Source organism: Planococcus sp. PAMC 21323, from assembly GCF_000785555.1.
Classification (GTDB): Bacteria; Bacillota; Bacilli; order Bacillales_A; family Planococcaceae; genus Planococcus.
Map to the genome: position 1 here is coordinate 522340 of NZ_CP009129.1, position 14545 is coordinate 536884.

Here is a 14545-nt window from a genome sequence, read left to right on the forward strand (position 1 = left end):
TAAGATATTCATACTAAAGAAAGAATTAGAATACATAAAAAATTTATAAATATGTAGAGCTTGTCTATCTTGCAGAGAAACTATTATTTGGAAATAAGGAGATGAAGATATGAAAACAATGGGAAATTCAATTGAATTTAGTAGCGACTTAACTATTAATAAAATGGTGAAAGATTTACATGAACTAATTGCAAAATTAAATCGCGTCAATATTGATACAGAAAGTATTGAATCGATATTCAACAACTTAAATGTTCTAAATTTATTTTCAAAACGCCACATTATTTCTATAGCGGGTTTACAAAGTGTTGGGAAAACTTATTTAATCAAACAGGTTCTTGGGTTGCCAGAGGATCTTCTCTTATCAGAAGTGGGTGTTGGAGAAAAACGTCCTGTTTTAATCTCAGCAAATGCGAATTTAGATAAGATGCAATATTGTTGTACAAAGTCTATTCGTAATGCTTCGGGCAGCTTTGATGTGGTTACTTCATCTATTACAAAAGAGGAATTGAATATAGGGGTACAAAATCCAAGTAGCGATATGCTCTGGTTTGAAATTATTTTACCTACCGATAAACAGCTTGGCCATCTAACTTTAGCTCTTTTACCAGGGTTTGAACGTAGTTCTCAATCGGATTCTCAAAAGTTTTTAGATATCTTTTTAAATTGTTCTACAGGAATAATTTTAGTTTTAAATCATATGCGCTTAGCTCAAATGGATCAAGACATACTTCTACAAAAAGTTTCGAGTACATATAAAGATAAAATACCAGGATTCGTGTTAACACATGCTAGTGAATTATCAGAAGAGAAGAAAAAAAAGATTTCAGAAAATTTGTTGGAAAAATTTTCAATTGAAGACAATTCACAAATAGTTTTTTCAGATAAAGATATGGCAAGTGTACCAACCGAGGTAGAACGTTTAATTAAACAAAATAGTCAATTTACTTTCGAATCACTAAGCTTGCACCATAAAAAATTATTATTAATTGGTCAGGATCTTTTTCAAGAACTAAGTAAAATAGAGAAAATAATTGAAGTTAAATATGATATAGATGATGATTCAGACCAACTGCGCGTAATTCAAAAGGAGTTTATTAATCATCGTAAACAATACTTAAAAGATTTGAAAAAAAATATGGATCGTGAGATGAAACACCACGTAAATAGGAGTATTGGATTAGTAAACAAAGATTTAGAAAATGAAAACCCTAACTTATGGAAAAAATTTAAATCAGCTTTCAAAAATGATTTATCATTTAAAGAAAGGCAGGAAATTTTAAGAGGTATAAATGTTATTTATGCTACTAAAGATCCTTTGAAAATTGATCATATGATGATTCAAACAATTGATCAAACAACAAAAATTAAAGCAAATAAGTATGAGTCAACCACCGCTAAACCAATAACACAATTACAGCAATCGCAGACAGATTCATCACAAATTTCATTAAGTTTTTTACAATCTAAAAATAAAGAAGAACCTAGTTTACGAAACAATTCGAATTCTACTCAAACCAAGGATAATACTTCGAAACAAGATGACACAGAATTTCTAAATCGTGAAATTGAGCACACTTTGCAAGTAGTGAAAAGTTATTTGAATCCAGCTATAACTGATGTTAAATTAAGCAATAATGACCTACGATATATGCCTATTATTGCTGGTGCGATTGCGCAACAAGTCATTGTGTCAAAGAAAATAATTAATCAACATGAGATTTCGGAAAGTGAAATGAATAACTACGACTCACTAAAAACGAAAACAGGCAGTATAGATCCTTTTAAAAATGAAGTGAATAACTTAGCCCTTGATATGAAGCATATGGTTGCAGGAACAACAGTATTTTTTGGAATTGATGCTATTGATGGAGAATTCAATGCTTTTGGTGCAATAGTAGCTACTTTAAAAGGGTTGGGCTTAGCAACGGGGGCAGCAACAGGAGTAGCCGGGATTGGAATTGCAGCTTTTGCATCAGCACTCGCGATTAAAAAGGGTTCTGAAAAGATCGAAAAATATAAGTTTGAACGCCAAGATTATGCTAGTAATGTATTAACAGCCGCAGGAAATTATCAAGTAGAGTCCATGTTAGAACTTATGAATGAAATAATGGATGAAATGGAAGATAAATTAGTGTTGGCTTATCAATCGCGTCGCCAAAGCAAAGTGAATTTATCTGTCTATGAAGAAATCGATTCTCGTATTAGTCGGTTGAAATATGAGTGCGGAAAATTAAGGGAAGAAGCGTTCAGAAATGCAGCATTTATTAAGTGAATTCCAACTACGTCGCCTTGACTGGGCATTTGAAGCAAAAGATAGTTTTTTGAACAATTTTCAAATTTTTGATGCAGTCGAGAAAATGACAGAGAACAAAAAAGTTGTTGTTTCCGTCTACGGACCTACTCAAGTAGGTAAGACAACACTCATTTTAAGTCTGTTGGGAATAAAAGGGAATTACTTAGAAGAAATAACAGAATTTTTAAGAGGAAAGCGTGATGCAGGAAAATCTGCAACTGTCACTGTTACAAAATATAAAATTTCACCGACAGAAGATTATATTATCAAGTTGCCAAATCAAAAAGACATAGTTATTCATACTCCTACCCAATTAGAAGAACATATGATGCAACTACGACATCAAGTAGAAACTGGAGCGATTCGAAGTGTAGAACCGGTTATGATTGCAATTCCTAAATCAAAGTTTAACGACCAAGAAACTAAGATAGAATTAATTGACTTACCTGGCATTGAATCTGCTGAAGAGAAAGAAGTAAAACATGTTGAACGTTGCGTGAATTACTGGATTCCTAACTCCCATATTTGTCTAATAGTAAATGGTGCTGGAGATTTAACGTTTTTACGTGATATTCAAATGTTGCAGCTCAAGAACTGGTATGATTATCCCGAGAAATATTTTGTTGTTTTAACACGCGCTTTTTCACCTGAATCTGTGCAACGGCGAATTGATTCTAATCAAATAAAAAATACTAATGAAGTGATGGATTACTATAACAAGCAAGTGCAGGAAATTATAAAAATTCCACCTGGTACTATTTATCCTATAGAAATTGGTCAAAGTTTAAAACGATTAACGCAAGCCGAAAAATTGTTAGCAGATGATATTTTCACTCAATTAAAAGAGAAAGTTCGAACTGTCGATTTTCATAAAATTTCCTTTAGTTTTTTGACAGGCTATTATCAAGAGATATTGAAGAAAAGTGAGAAAGAAATAGAAAACCTAGAATTTGCGATAAAGGAAAAAGAAGAGGAACACTGTTTTTTATTGAAACTGCTTTCGAAAAGTGATATGGAAAAAAAGAAAGTTTTAAGAAAATTGAGTGAACAAAAGTCTGTTTTAAAAGAAAATCAACAAGCGTTTGTGGAATTATATGAGAAAGTATTTAAAAAATCAACTTTATCAAAACTAGTAAAGTCGAGTTATGATAGCAAAAATCCAGAGAAAAAGGCTAGTAAGTTGAATCAGCTTACTTCAACTATTATTTTTGAAGTTGAAGATAAATTGAAAGATACGCTAAAGGAAATGAATAAATATTTAGAGGAAGTCAACGAAGCATGCGAATTAACTCGTAATGAAAAACTTCTAATGAATGAGAATGTAGAAATTATTTTTGATAATTGGGATTATTCGAAAATGGATAATTATATTTCAAAAAAAAACTTTAATGCCAAAAAGCAGTCAATGTCTAAAAGTTTGACAGAGAGTGTTAGTAAAACTTGTATTAAGGTACAAAATTCCAAAAGTAAACTAAAGGTAAAGTGGGAAGTAATCGAACAAGACTTTAAAGATCGTGAATATCGTGTGACAAATAGATTTAATGTGAAAGAACAAGAACTACAGGAATTAATTCGCATAAAGAAAGACGAAATACGAATTTTAGAAAAAGAATTGAAAGTTGATCTTCAGCACTGGAACAGAGATTTAGAGCATGCGACAAAATATAGGAATTACTTTATAAAGCATTTTTTGGTACGAAAAGAATCATTATTGAAAATGGCCGTTTCTGACAATGTAGAAGAAAGATATTTGGCAAATCTTTATCTCTATACACTAGGTAGTGATGCCACAAAAATTATTAATTCATTGGAGTTTAATCATGGAGACAAAACAAAAAAAAATTAAAACAAATGACGATTATTTGTATGAAGAAGCTTTAAGTTCCTTAAAAGAATTAAATCAAGAAGTCTTTTTAAATAATTTAAATGAACAATTAAAACAATTTATTCAGAAAGTATCTATGGAGGTAGCTGAATTAAAGTCTCAAATTAAAGATGATACTCTAATCACGAATTCAACTCTAGCTTCTGTTAACTCTGAATTTGGCTCTGCGATTGAAAATTTTACAGACGAAACAAAAGAAAATTTAGAAATGCAAGATGGTCAAATCCGCAACTATTTTAGTGATTTTCTTAATTATCTTAATGCGAAGCTAGAAGAAACATTAGCTACTGCACAAGAATCAAACGATTTATTAATTCAAAATATAACTACATCAATTCATAAACACGAAGAGCGTTTTGAACAATTTAATAATCGTCATGACGCTATTTACCAAGTCCTCCAAAGTGAAAATGTAAAATTTGAGCATTTGGTAGAAAACTTTAGAGACAGTACGACACAAAGTATTGCAGTGTTAAAAAAGATTCATCTAAATTGGCTTTCAGCTATTGAAGAATTGCAATCAAAATTTTTGGTGGAAATAGACAAAATACAAGAAGTAAATAAAAAGCATCAAACATTTATCGACCAGTCGAATAGTGCTGTTATATTTGAACTTAGTCAGTTAAAGAAAAATCATGAGCGCTTAGAAAAAAATATAGAACAGCATGAACAACGGCAGCAATTTCTAAAACAAGAGACAGAGCAGTCGTTAAATCAATTTAAGGCATTCATGAGCGAGCAGCAAAAATCAAACTTAGAAACTATTTTTGATCAGATGAGAAATGAGCGCAATAATATAGAGACAAAACTAGAAGAACAAGAAAAACTAATAAAAATCAATCAAAAAACGAACAATATTTTCTCCACAATCATATGTGCCATGGTAATTGCGCTCATTGTGTTGCAGTTTGGCTAGAAATAATGGTATCACCTGCCCGCGAAATGGACTCCTCTACATAAGAGACAATCCATTTTACTTCGACCAACATGTACGCTATAATGTACATAAAAGGAGATGGTGAACATGTCATCAATTACTGCTACAACTCCAACCAATCTTAGAAAAAATCTTTTTAATGTTTTAGAAGATGTTACAGAAGCTAACACAGAAGTTATCATTACGCTAAAGTCTGGTAAAAATGCTGTATTAATTTCTGAAGATGAATTGAATTCCTATCGTGAAATGGCTCATTTGATGTCTACGAAAGAGAATAGAGATAGACTTAATGAAGCCATTACTCAGCTTGAAAATGGCAAGGGAACGGTTCGAGAGTTACTCGAGGAAGATAAACATGCTGAAAGTCTGGTCTGATCAGGCGTGGGAAGATTACCTTCATTGGCAAGCTACTGATAAAAAGATTGTGAAAAAAATTAACAAATTAATAAAAGAAATCGAGCGTCATCCATATACGGGACTTGGTAAACCAGAACCGCTGAAACATGACTGGACTGGTTATTGGTCTAGGCAGATTACACAAGAGCACCGCTTGGTTTATAAAGTTGAAAATGATTCCGTTAAAATTGCGCAAGCAAGATTTCATTATTGAAAAGTGTTCCTATCCTTATGGGCTTTAAAACTAGTAAGGAAATTTTATATAGTTATTGTTTGCGGATCCATTTGGGTTCGCTTTTTTTTAATTTAAGAAGCTTATGCAGATTTATTGATTGTAACAACAAATTCAAATCAAGTTTTCTTTAACATACCCCTCAGTTACATTCTCCCTCCAATGTGGTAAAATTATCTAAATAGAATGACTACCATAAGAGGGGGATATCATATGGTACATCAAGCAAGAACGCAGTCGGAAGCGCAGCTGGAAAACGAGATGATCGAGCAACTCGTGGGTCAAGGATATGAACGAGTTTCCATTCCTTCTGTCCAAGCATTACAAGATAACTTCCGCACACAAATCAACAAGCTAAACGAAGAAAACCTAGAAGGACAAGCGTTGTCTGATAAAGAGTTTGAGCGATTGCTGTTGAAGATTGAAGGCAAGAGCGTGTTTGAGTCGGCTAAAATTTTGCGCGATAAGGAAATCATTTCGCGCGATGACGACAGCATCCTTTACTTGAAATTATTCGATACGCAAAACTATCAAAACAACTTTCTCCAAGTGACGCATCAAACCACGGTGGTGGGACGTTACACAAATCGCTATGATGTGACATTGCTGATCAACGGCTTGCCACTCGTTCAAATTGAATTAAAACGGAGAGGTCTTCATTTTGCTGAAGGCTTTAACCAAATTATGCGCTACCGTAAAGATTCTTACGGTGGTTTGTTTAACTTTCTGCAAGTTTTTGTAGTGTCAAACGGCGTTGACACGAAGTATTTTGCCAACTCGGACCGGGAGCCGATGAAGAGTTTGATGTTTTTCTGGTCGGACGATGCCAATAAACGCATCACGAAACTAGATGCATTTACTGCTTCTTTCTTAAACCCCGTCATGTTACAAAATGTTTTGTCCAAATACATGATCATAAACGAAACCGATAAACACTTGATGGTCATGCGCCCTTATCAAATTTATGCGGTTGAACGCATTCTCCACCAAACCATTGAAAAAGAAGAAAATGGCTATGTGTGGCACACGACCGGGAGCGGGAAAACTTTAACTTCCTTTAAAGCCAGCGAACTTTTAGCGCAGCAAGAAGACATCAAGAAAGTCATTTTCCTCGTTGACCGAAAAGACTTGGATTCGCAAACGATGGAAGAGTTTAATAAATTCGAAAAAGACTCTGTCGACCGAACAACCAAAACCGGAGTGTTGGTCAAGCAGTTAAAAGATCCGAACCGGAAACGAATCATCACAACGATTCAAAAAATGGCACACGCCGTTAAAACGGAACGGTACCGCGACGTGATGAAACTATACGAAAACGAAAAAGTCGTTTTTGTTATTGATGAATGTCATCGCTCGCAATTTGGTGAGATGAATTTACTGATCAAACGTCATTTCAAACGCGCGCAATACATCGGTTTTACCGGCACCCCGCGTTTTGTCGACAACAAATCACAAGACGGCCGCACCACATCGGATTTATTTCAAGACTGTTTGCATACCTACTTGATTAAAGACGCCATTCATGATGGCAACGTGCTCGGCTTTTCAGTCGAATACGTCAGTACGATGAAAGGCAAAGACGGCATCGATGACGTCACCAAAGTGCCGGGCATTGACCAACAAGAATTGTGGCTAGCAGATACACGCATAGACATGATCGCGCGTCACATCGCAAGCATTCATTCGAATAAAACACATAATAAGAAATACACCGGTTTACTGACGGCAGAAAGCATTCCAGCTGCGATCAAGTATTACGATGCCTTTAAGAAAATCGATTCGGGCATGAAAATTACGTCGATTTTTAGTTTTGGGACAAATGAAGAAAGTGTGGAAGGCGAAGAACATTCGCGTCATTCACTCGAACGCATTATGGAAGATTTCAATCAAGAATTTGGCAGCAATCACACGACGGAAAACTTCTCTTCTTATTTTGCGGATGTTTCGAAAAAAGTGAAATCCGCACAAATTGATTTGCTGATTGTCGTTGATATGTTCTTAACCGGCTTTGACGCCAAAACCTTGAGTACTTTATACGTGGACCGACCGTTAAAGCACCACGGCTTGATCCAAGCGTATTCACGGACAAACCGTGTTGAAGGGCCGAAAAAACAATACGGCAATATTGTGTGCTACCGCAATTTAAAAGAAGAAACAGATACGGCTGTTCGGTTATTTTCTCAAACGGGAGACACGGAAACGGTTCTGATGAAACCTTACGATCAATACTTGGCAGACTTTAAAGACCAACTAGACCAACTTCTCGACATTGCGGTTTCACCAGAAGCGGTAGACGACTTAGAAGGCGAATCCAAGCAAAAAGAGTTTGTTATTTCATTTCGCGACTTAACACGCATTCTTACAAAGTTAAAAACATTTGTGGAATATGACTTTAACCAACCCGACATGGGCATTAGCGAACAAACCTATAAAGATTTCAGAAGCAAATACTTACTTCTTTATGAAAACGATAAAAACGCCAAAGATAAAGTGTCCGTCATTAACGATATCGATTTTGAAATCGAATTGATGCAGACGGACAAAATCAATGTCGATTATATTCTTGAGCTCTTGCGCAATACAAACTTTGAAAATAAAAACGAGCGTGACGCAGCGGTGCGTCGTGCGATTAAAGAAGTGAACGAAGCATCAAGCGATGAAATGCGCTTGAAACGAGATCTATTATTGGAATTCTTACAAGGCGTTGCGCCAACGCTTACGAATAAAGACTCGATTGATCAGAAATACCACGACTTTGAAAACGAGCGTCGCAAACGCGAAATCCAAGCAATGTCTGAGAAAGTCCAAGTGGCAGAAGACCGGCTCGAGTATTTTATGAAAGAATATGAGTATACGGGCGTATCCCCTGATCAAGAAATCAATGACGCGATCAAAGCACCGTTTAAAGAAAAGCGGAAACGTGTTCAGGCGTTAAAGGATTTTATCTATGATAATGTGAGGAAGTATTCTTGAACAAACATCACTCATAAAAAACGCTTCGGACGCTTTGGGGATGCCTCCCACAATAAGCCAGGCGAAAAAACCGCCAGTCTTATTGCTCCGGCTACCCCGTGGACGCGCCGAAGCTTAGTGCGTAAAATCTAACAAAGCAACTGATGAGAGACTATAATAGTAAAAGACCTGCAAGTAGCGGGCACAACAAACTTCACGCCACGGTGACAGACACAATTGTTCCTCAAATTGTGACTGACGCGGGGGCGCAATTGTAGCAGAATAGAACGTATCGATCACACCAAAGGAGAATCACAATGACAACTTCAGAAAAACAACGTCAGCAACAAGCTGAATTGCATAAGAAACTATGGACGATGGCCAATGACTTGCGCGGTCAAATGGAAGCGTATGATTTTAAAAACTATATACTCGGTCTTATTTTTTATCGTTATTTGTCAGAAAAGACAGAAGCGCGGATTGCGAAGTTATTAGAAGAAGACAATATTTCGTATGAAGATGCTTGGAAAGACGAAGAGTACCGCGAAGGATTGATCGAAACCTTGCTTGAGGAAATCGGCTTTGTCATCGAACCGGAATTCTTGTTTTCATCGATGGTAATGGAAATTCCAAAAGGCGATCAAGGGAAGTTTGACGTGGAACTGTTGCATAAAGCGATTAAAGCAATTGAAGAATCGACTTTGGGAACAGATAGCCAACAAGACTTTGAACATCTTTTTGATGACATGGATTTAACGTCAACAAAATTAGGACGTGACGTAAAATCGCGTTCAAAACTAATCGCGAAAATTATCTTAAGCATTAACGATATTCCGTTCTTACACGACGATGTAGACATTGACGTATTGGGCGATGCTTATGAGTATTTGATTTCACAATTTGCGGCGAATGCTGGCAAAAAAGCAGGCGAGTTTTATACGCCGCAACAAGTATCGAAAATTCTGGCGAAAATCGTGACACATGAAAAGCCAGACTTAAAGAATGTGTACGATCCGACGTGTGGATCCGGATCACTAATGCTGCGTGTAGCTAAAGAATCAAATGTACGCTTGTTTTATGGTCAAGAATTAACAACAACGACGTTTAACTTGGCGCGCATGAACATGCTGCTGCATGATTTGCGTTATACCGATTTCGATATTCAAAATGAAGATACGTTAGAAAATCCGAAGCATGTCGACATGCGTTTTGAAGCCGTTGTCGCAAACCCACCGTACTCCGCCAATTGGAGTGCAGACGCGAAATACTTAGACGATGAACGTTTTAGCGATTACGGTCGCCTGGCGCCAAAATCAAAAGCGGATTTCGCCTTTGTGCAGCATATGATTCATCAACTAGACGATAACGGAACAATGGCCGTTGTGTTACCGCATGGTGTATTGTTCCGTGGTGGAGCAGAAGGAGTCATTCGTCAATTTCTGATCCAAGACAAAAATTATTTAGATGCAGTGATTGGCTTGCCAGCTAACGTGTTTTTCGGTACCTCTATCCCAACATGTGTTTTGGTTTTCAAAAAGACGCGCAAAGAAGATGCCAATGTTATATTTATCGATGCATCAAATGAATTTGAAAAAGGCAAAAATCAAAACAACTTAACCGACGAAAACGTCGACAAGATTGTCGATACGTATAAATCGCGTGAAACAATTGAGCGTTATTCATACGCTGCGAGCTTGGAAGAAATTAAAGAAAGCGACTACAACTTAAATATCCCGCGCTACGTAGATACGTTTGTCGAAGAAGAGTCGGTAGATTTGGAAGCAGTACAAGTAAGATTGAAAGAAATTGATAAAGAAATTGAAGAAATTGATCGCGAGCTAGAAGAGTATTTTAAGGAATTGGGGGTTGGTTTAAGTGAACGTACCTCAGTTGAGATTTAGTGGGTTTGATGGGGATTGGGAGATTAAGAAAATTAAAGACTTTGCAACAGTAACTTCTAGCAAAAGGGTTTACCTAAATGATTATGTTACTAACGGAATTCCATTTTACAGAGGCAAAGAGATTACCGAATTGAAGTCGGGGAAAACTCCAGAGGATGTGCTATACATTTCCAATGATAGATATGAAGAGTTTAAAACAAGGTTCGGGGCACCTGTCAAAGGAGATATTTTGATTACAGCGGTAGGTACAATTGGGAATAGTATGTTGGTAGAGAATGATGTTGAATTTTATTTTAAAGATGGAAATTTAATTTGGTTAAGAGAAGTTAATCAAAACCCAAAATTTTTATTGTATGTCTTTTCAAATCCGGCTGGACATAAAAAATTACTTGATTCTGCTAGTGGTTCCAATCAAAAAGCACTTACTATCGTTGGCTTAAATAAGTTGGAGTATAAGGTGCCAAAAATTGAAGAACAAAATAAAATTGCTTCTTTTTTCTCGTTGATTGATCAAAAGGTCCAAAAACAACAAGAAAAAATTGAGAAACTAGAACAATTTAAAAAAGGCATGATGCAGAAGGTTTTCTCGCAGGAGTTGCGGTTTAAGGATGAAGATGGTGGGGAGTTTGGGGAGTGGGAAGCAAAGCAATTAAAAGAATTTGCAACTAAAACAGTTAAAAAGAATAAAGACATGAAAGTTACGAATGTAATTTCTAACTCAGCCAAACAAGGGTTAATCTCTCAGAGGAGTTACTTTAAAAAAGATATTGCTAATGAGCTTAACATTGACGGTTACTATGTAATTTCTAAAGGGGATTTTGTATATAATCCTCGAATATCTAGTGAATCGCCATATGGACCGGTTCACTTTTACGAACTAGAAGAGGATGGAATTGTTTCCCCACTATATCTTTGTTTTAAAACAAAAAATATTAATTCTAAATTTCTAAAGTATTTCTTTATGAGTTCTCAGTGGTATAAGCATATATATACTCATGGAGATAGTGGAGCAAGGCATGATCGTGTAAGCATTAAAGACGCTGCTTTCTTTGAAATGAAAATTGCTATGCCTAGTATGGTTGAACAAGAAAAAATAAGTGGTGTATTAGATGTATTGTATCTAAAAATTGAAAAAGAAAAAGAGAAGTTGAGGGTTTTGGAGGAGCAGAAGAGAGGGTTTATGCGTGGGATGTTTGTGTAAGAAAAATAGCCAAAAAGAGGGGTGGGGGAAATGGAGTTTAGTATTTATAGGCAATTAACCCGTAAGATAGATTTGATTCAGTATCTTATAGAAAAAGGGCTGCAAAGAGTTGGAAATACTCAAATTCATACAAGCACTTTAATAATTGAGAATGAAAAAGTGGAAAAAGAAGTTATTTTAGATTTCTTTTTTAAGTTGGATACAGAAGAAATCGAAATCAACTGGGCTAATTATTGGAGTAATTTTTTTGATGGCGCTAATATTCGGGAGAAAACAATAGAGTCCGCTTATGGAATAATTATTTTTGACATAGAAGGCAGTATATTCACAATATCCCTTGGTAGAGGTCATAGTTTAGCAAATAATTTTGCTGATTATGATTTTGGTTTTGACATGGCAGAAATATTGCATGACACAGAGACTGTTGAAGTGAAATCATCAAAATTTTTTAAACAAACTAAAAGTAAATCTCTAACTCAATATAATGCAAATTCATATGTTACATCTGAAATCGGTGAAAGCAACGAATTGTTAATTAGTAAAATTAAGCTAGCAGAGAAATATTCTGGATTTCATTTATACTCATACAGAAAAAAAGCTAAATTCGGTACAGCAATTAAAATAGAGGTAGATTCCTATATACCTTCCGTAATGATTGATGTAGTACACGAAATTAGTTACTTATTTTCTCATGAAGATAAATCCGGGGATCTCCCGAGAATGATTTTTTTAAAAAATATTGACGACAATCAGTATAAAATTTCCGATTTAAATGATAGCCTTTTAAGCTCTTTAAAAAGTGAAACATCTAAGGTCAATCTTTCATATTATATTGAAGACGGTGGAGATATACTGTTTAACCCTATGGATAACGAAGAAATTGAAATTGTTTACAATCGCTATACATATCCACTTCCATCATATTCAATAGATGCATTGAGTCAATTAATAAATGACATAGAGTGCACTGACATTACTAAGGTATCTATTAGAACGATATCAGATAGAAGTAACTCTAAACCACTAATAAAATTATTGGACTATGGTGTTGAATATCAGCGGAAAGATTTCTACTTGTATAAAGGAAGATGGGCAAGTTTTAATAAATCTTATATAGAATATATTGAACGAGAAATAAACAAAGTAAATGATTGTGTGGTTCTAATGGAAGAATACAACTTAACAGAAGAAATTTTAAGAGTGGGAAGAGACTTTCAGGAGAGCGTCAAGAATTATGTGTAAATAAGTAAATCCTTTTCTTGTATGTATATCCATTAAGATTGCTTGAACATCTCAGCCAGCTCTGCACGGGCTTGATCGAATCCGATATGGCAACGGGTGGAGAATTTCTGGTTATAGATTTCAAATTGGGAAACCAAGAAGCGATCTAAGGAATCTTCGTTCGGAAATTGCTCCTTGCGTTTGCTGTATTTCTTTACGTTCTTGTTGAACGATTCGATCAGGTTCGTCGAATAGATGCTTCGCCAAATGGATTTTGGGAAACTGTAGAAGGTGAAAATATAGGGATTCGCTTCCAACGATTTCGTCACTTTGGGATAGGCCGTTTTCCATTTATCGACAAAGACTTTCAACGCTTTTTCACCCAGTTCCCGGTTCTCTGCCCGATAGACCGATTTGAAATCATCAAGAATTTCCTTGCGATTGGTGACGCGAACTTTGTGTCGGATACCACGCGACAGGTGGACGCAGCACGCCTGATATTGAGCATCGGGAAAGACCGAAAAGATGCGATCAGTGATGCCTTTCAAGCCGTCGGAGATAAACAAAAGCACCTCTTCGACACCGCGCTCTTTCAAGTCCAACAGGACTTCTTCCCAAACGAATGCGGATTCCGTAGGGGCCACTGTATAGGCCAACACTTCTTTTGAGCCGTCCTCTCGGATGCCAACAGTAATATAGACAGCTTCCTTCGAGACCGTGTCGCGCTTGAGAGAAATGTAAGTTGCATCGAGATAGACGCAAGCATAGCGCTGATCTAATGGACGAGATTTAAACGCTTCGACCTGTTCGCTCATCACTTTCGTCATATTAGAAATGGTTTGTGGCGTGTAATGATGACCGTACATCTTCTCGATCAAATCCGATATTTCGGACATCGTCACGCCTTTTTGGAACATATGAATAACGAAGGCTTCCAGCGTATCGTTTGAGCGCTTGTACGGAGCGACCGTCTGTTGGTTGAATTCGCCGTTCCGGTCCCGTGGCATCGAAAGCTCCAAATCCCCATACTCCGTATGGAGTGTCCGCGTGTAGACACCGTTGCGTGAGTTGCCGGAATTGAAACCGATGCGGTCGTATTTTTCGTAATCCAGGAAAGCTGTAAGTTCTGTTTGGAGGAGCGTATTGACCGCCGTCTCCAGGTGCTTACGGAAAACTTCGGAGATGTCTTCTTTTTTTACTAGAGCTTGCATAATATCTGTTGTAAACTGAGTCATAGGGAAGGCCTCTTTTCTGTGAATTGGTTGTGGTGACTTAATTCTACAAGAAAAGGTCTTCCTTTTTCTATTTATTCATTTACACAAGATATTTTACGCTCTCACTTTCAGCTTTCTGATACAGATAAGTATGATCAAGTAACTTATGCTGAATATCCTTATAATGTGTATTTGGAAAACATATACAATTACAAACTTTTAGATAGAAGGAATGATCACAACTTATTTAAGAGTGTGGAATTTGCCGATCTCTATAATGATGAAGAATTGTCTTTAATTCATGTAAAGA

Annotated in this window: 10 protein-coding genes; 9 read left to right on the plus strand and 1 reads right to left on the minus strand. The window is 36.2% G+C overall.

Going from position 1 to position 14545, the window contains the following annotated elements:
* The first annotated feature begins 109 nt into the window (after window positions 1-109).
* The 9 genes from PLANO_RS02740 (at window position 110) to PLANO_RS02780 (ending at window position 13042) form a co-directional block, all read left to right on the plus strand.
* Window positions 110-2275 (plus strand): hypothetical protein, encoded by a 2166-nt coding sequence (locus PLANO_RS02740; protein ID WP_038702788.1) that lies wholly within the window; start codon window positions 110-112, stop codon window positions 2273-2275.
* The gene (locus PLANO_RS02745) at window positions 2256-4142 is read left to right on the plus strand and encodes a V-type ATP synthase subunit I domain-containing protein (RefSeq protein ID WP_038702790.1); all 1887 of its coding nucleotides are present in this window, start codon (window positions 2256-2258) and stop codon (window positions 4140-4142) included. The genes PLANO_RS02740 and PLANO_RS02745 overlap by 20 nt, the downstream gene beginning before the upstream one ends.
* Window positions 4117-5097 carry a syntaxin family protein gene (locus tag PLANO_RS02750; protein WP_038702792.1) on the plus strand — a complete coding sequence of 327 codons (981 nt, stop codon included), beginning with the start codon at window positions 4117-4119 and terminating at the stop codon, window positions 5095-5097. The genes PLANO_RS02745 and PLANO_RS02750 overlap by 26 nt, the downstream gene beginning before the upstream one ends.
* Before the next feature lie 108 nt (window positions 5098-5205).
* Window positions 5206-5493 carry a type II toxin-antitoxin system Phd/YefM family antitoxin gene (locus PLANO_RS02755; protein WP_038702794.1) on the plus strand — a complete coding sequence of 96 codons (288 nt, stop codon included), beginning with the start codon at window positions 5206-5208 and terminating at the stop codon, window positions 5491-5493.
* Complete coding sequence (locus PLANO_RS02760) at window positions 5474-5728, plus strand: Txe/YoeB family addiction module toxin (RefSeq protein WP_038702795.1); 255 nt, start codon at window positions 5474-5476, stop codon at window positions 5726-5728. Before PLANO_RS02755 ends, PLANO_RS02760 begins: the two co-directional genes overlap by 20 nt.
* Before the next feature lie 231 nt (window positions 5729-5959).
* Window positions 5960-8719, plus strand: a complete 2760-nt coding sequence (locus PLANO_RS02765) for a type I restriction endonuclease subunit R (protein WP_038702797.1) — start codon at window positions 5960-5962, stop codon at window positions 8717-8719.
* Between the two features lie 296 nt (window positions 8720-9015).
* Window positions 9016-10599, plus strand: coding sequence for a type I restriction-modification system subunit M (locus PLANO_RS02770; protein ID WP_038702800.1), 1584 nt, complete (start codon window positions 9016-9018; stop codon window positions 10597-10599).
* Window positions 10574-11800 carry a restriction endonuclease subunit S gene (locus PLANO_RS15655; protein WP_052124271.1) on the plus strand — a complete coding sequence of 409 codons (1227 nt, stop codon included), beginning with the start codon at window positions 10574-10576 and terminating at the stop codon, window positions 11798-11800. Before PLANO_RS02770 ends, PLANO_RS15655 begins: the two co-directional genes overlap by 26 nt.
* 30 nt (window positions 11801-11830) lie before the next feature.
* On the plus strand, window positions 11831-13042 hold the full coding sequence (locus tag PLANO_RS02780; RefSeq protein ID WP_052124272.1) for a DUF6119 family protein: 1212 nt from the start codon (window positions 11831-11833) through the stop codon (window positions 13040-13042).
* A 32-nt stretch (window positions 13043-13074) separates the two neighbouring features.
* Here the strand turns inward: PLANO_RS02780 and PLANO_RS02785 are convergent, their stop codons facing one another.
* Window positions 13075-14256, minus strand: coding sequence for an IS256 family transposase (locus tag PLANO_RS02785; protein ID WP_038702803.1), 1182 nt, complete (start codon window positions 14254-14256; stop codon window positions 13075-13077).
* Window positions 14257-14545 lie beyond the last annotated feature (289 nt).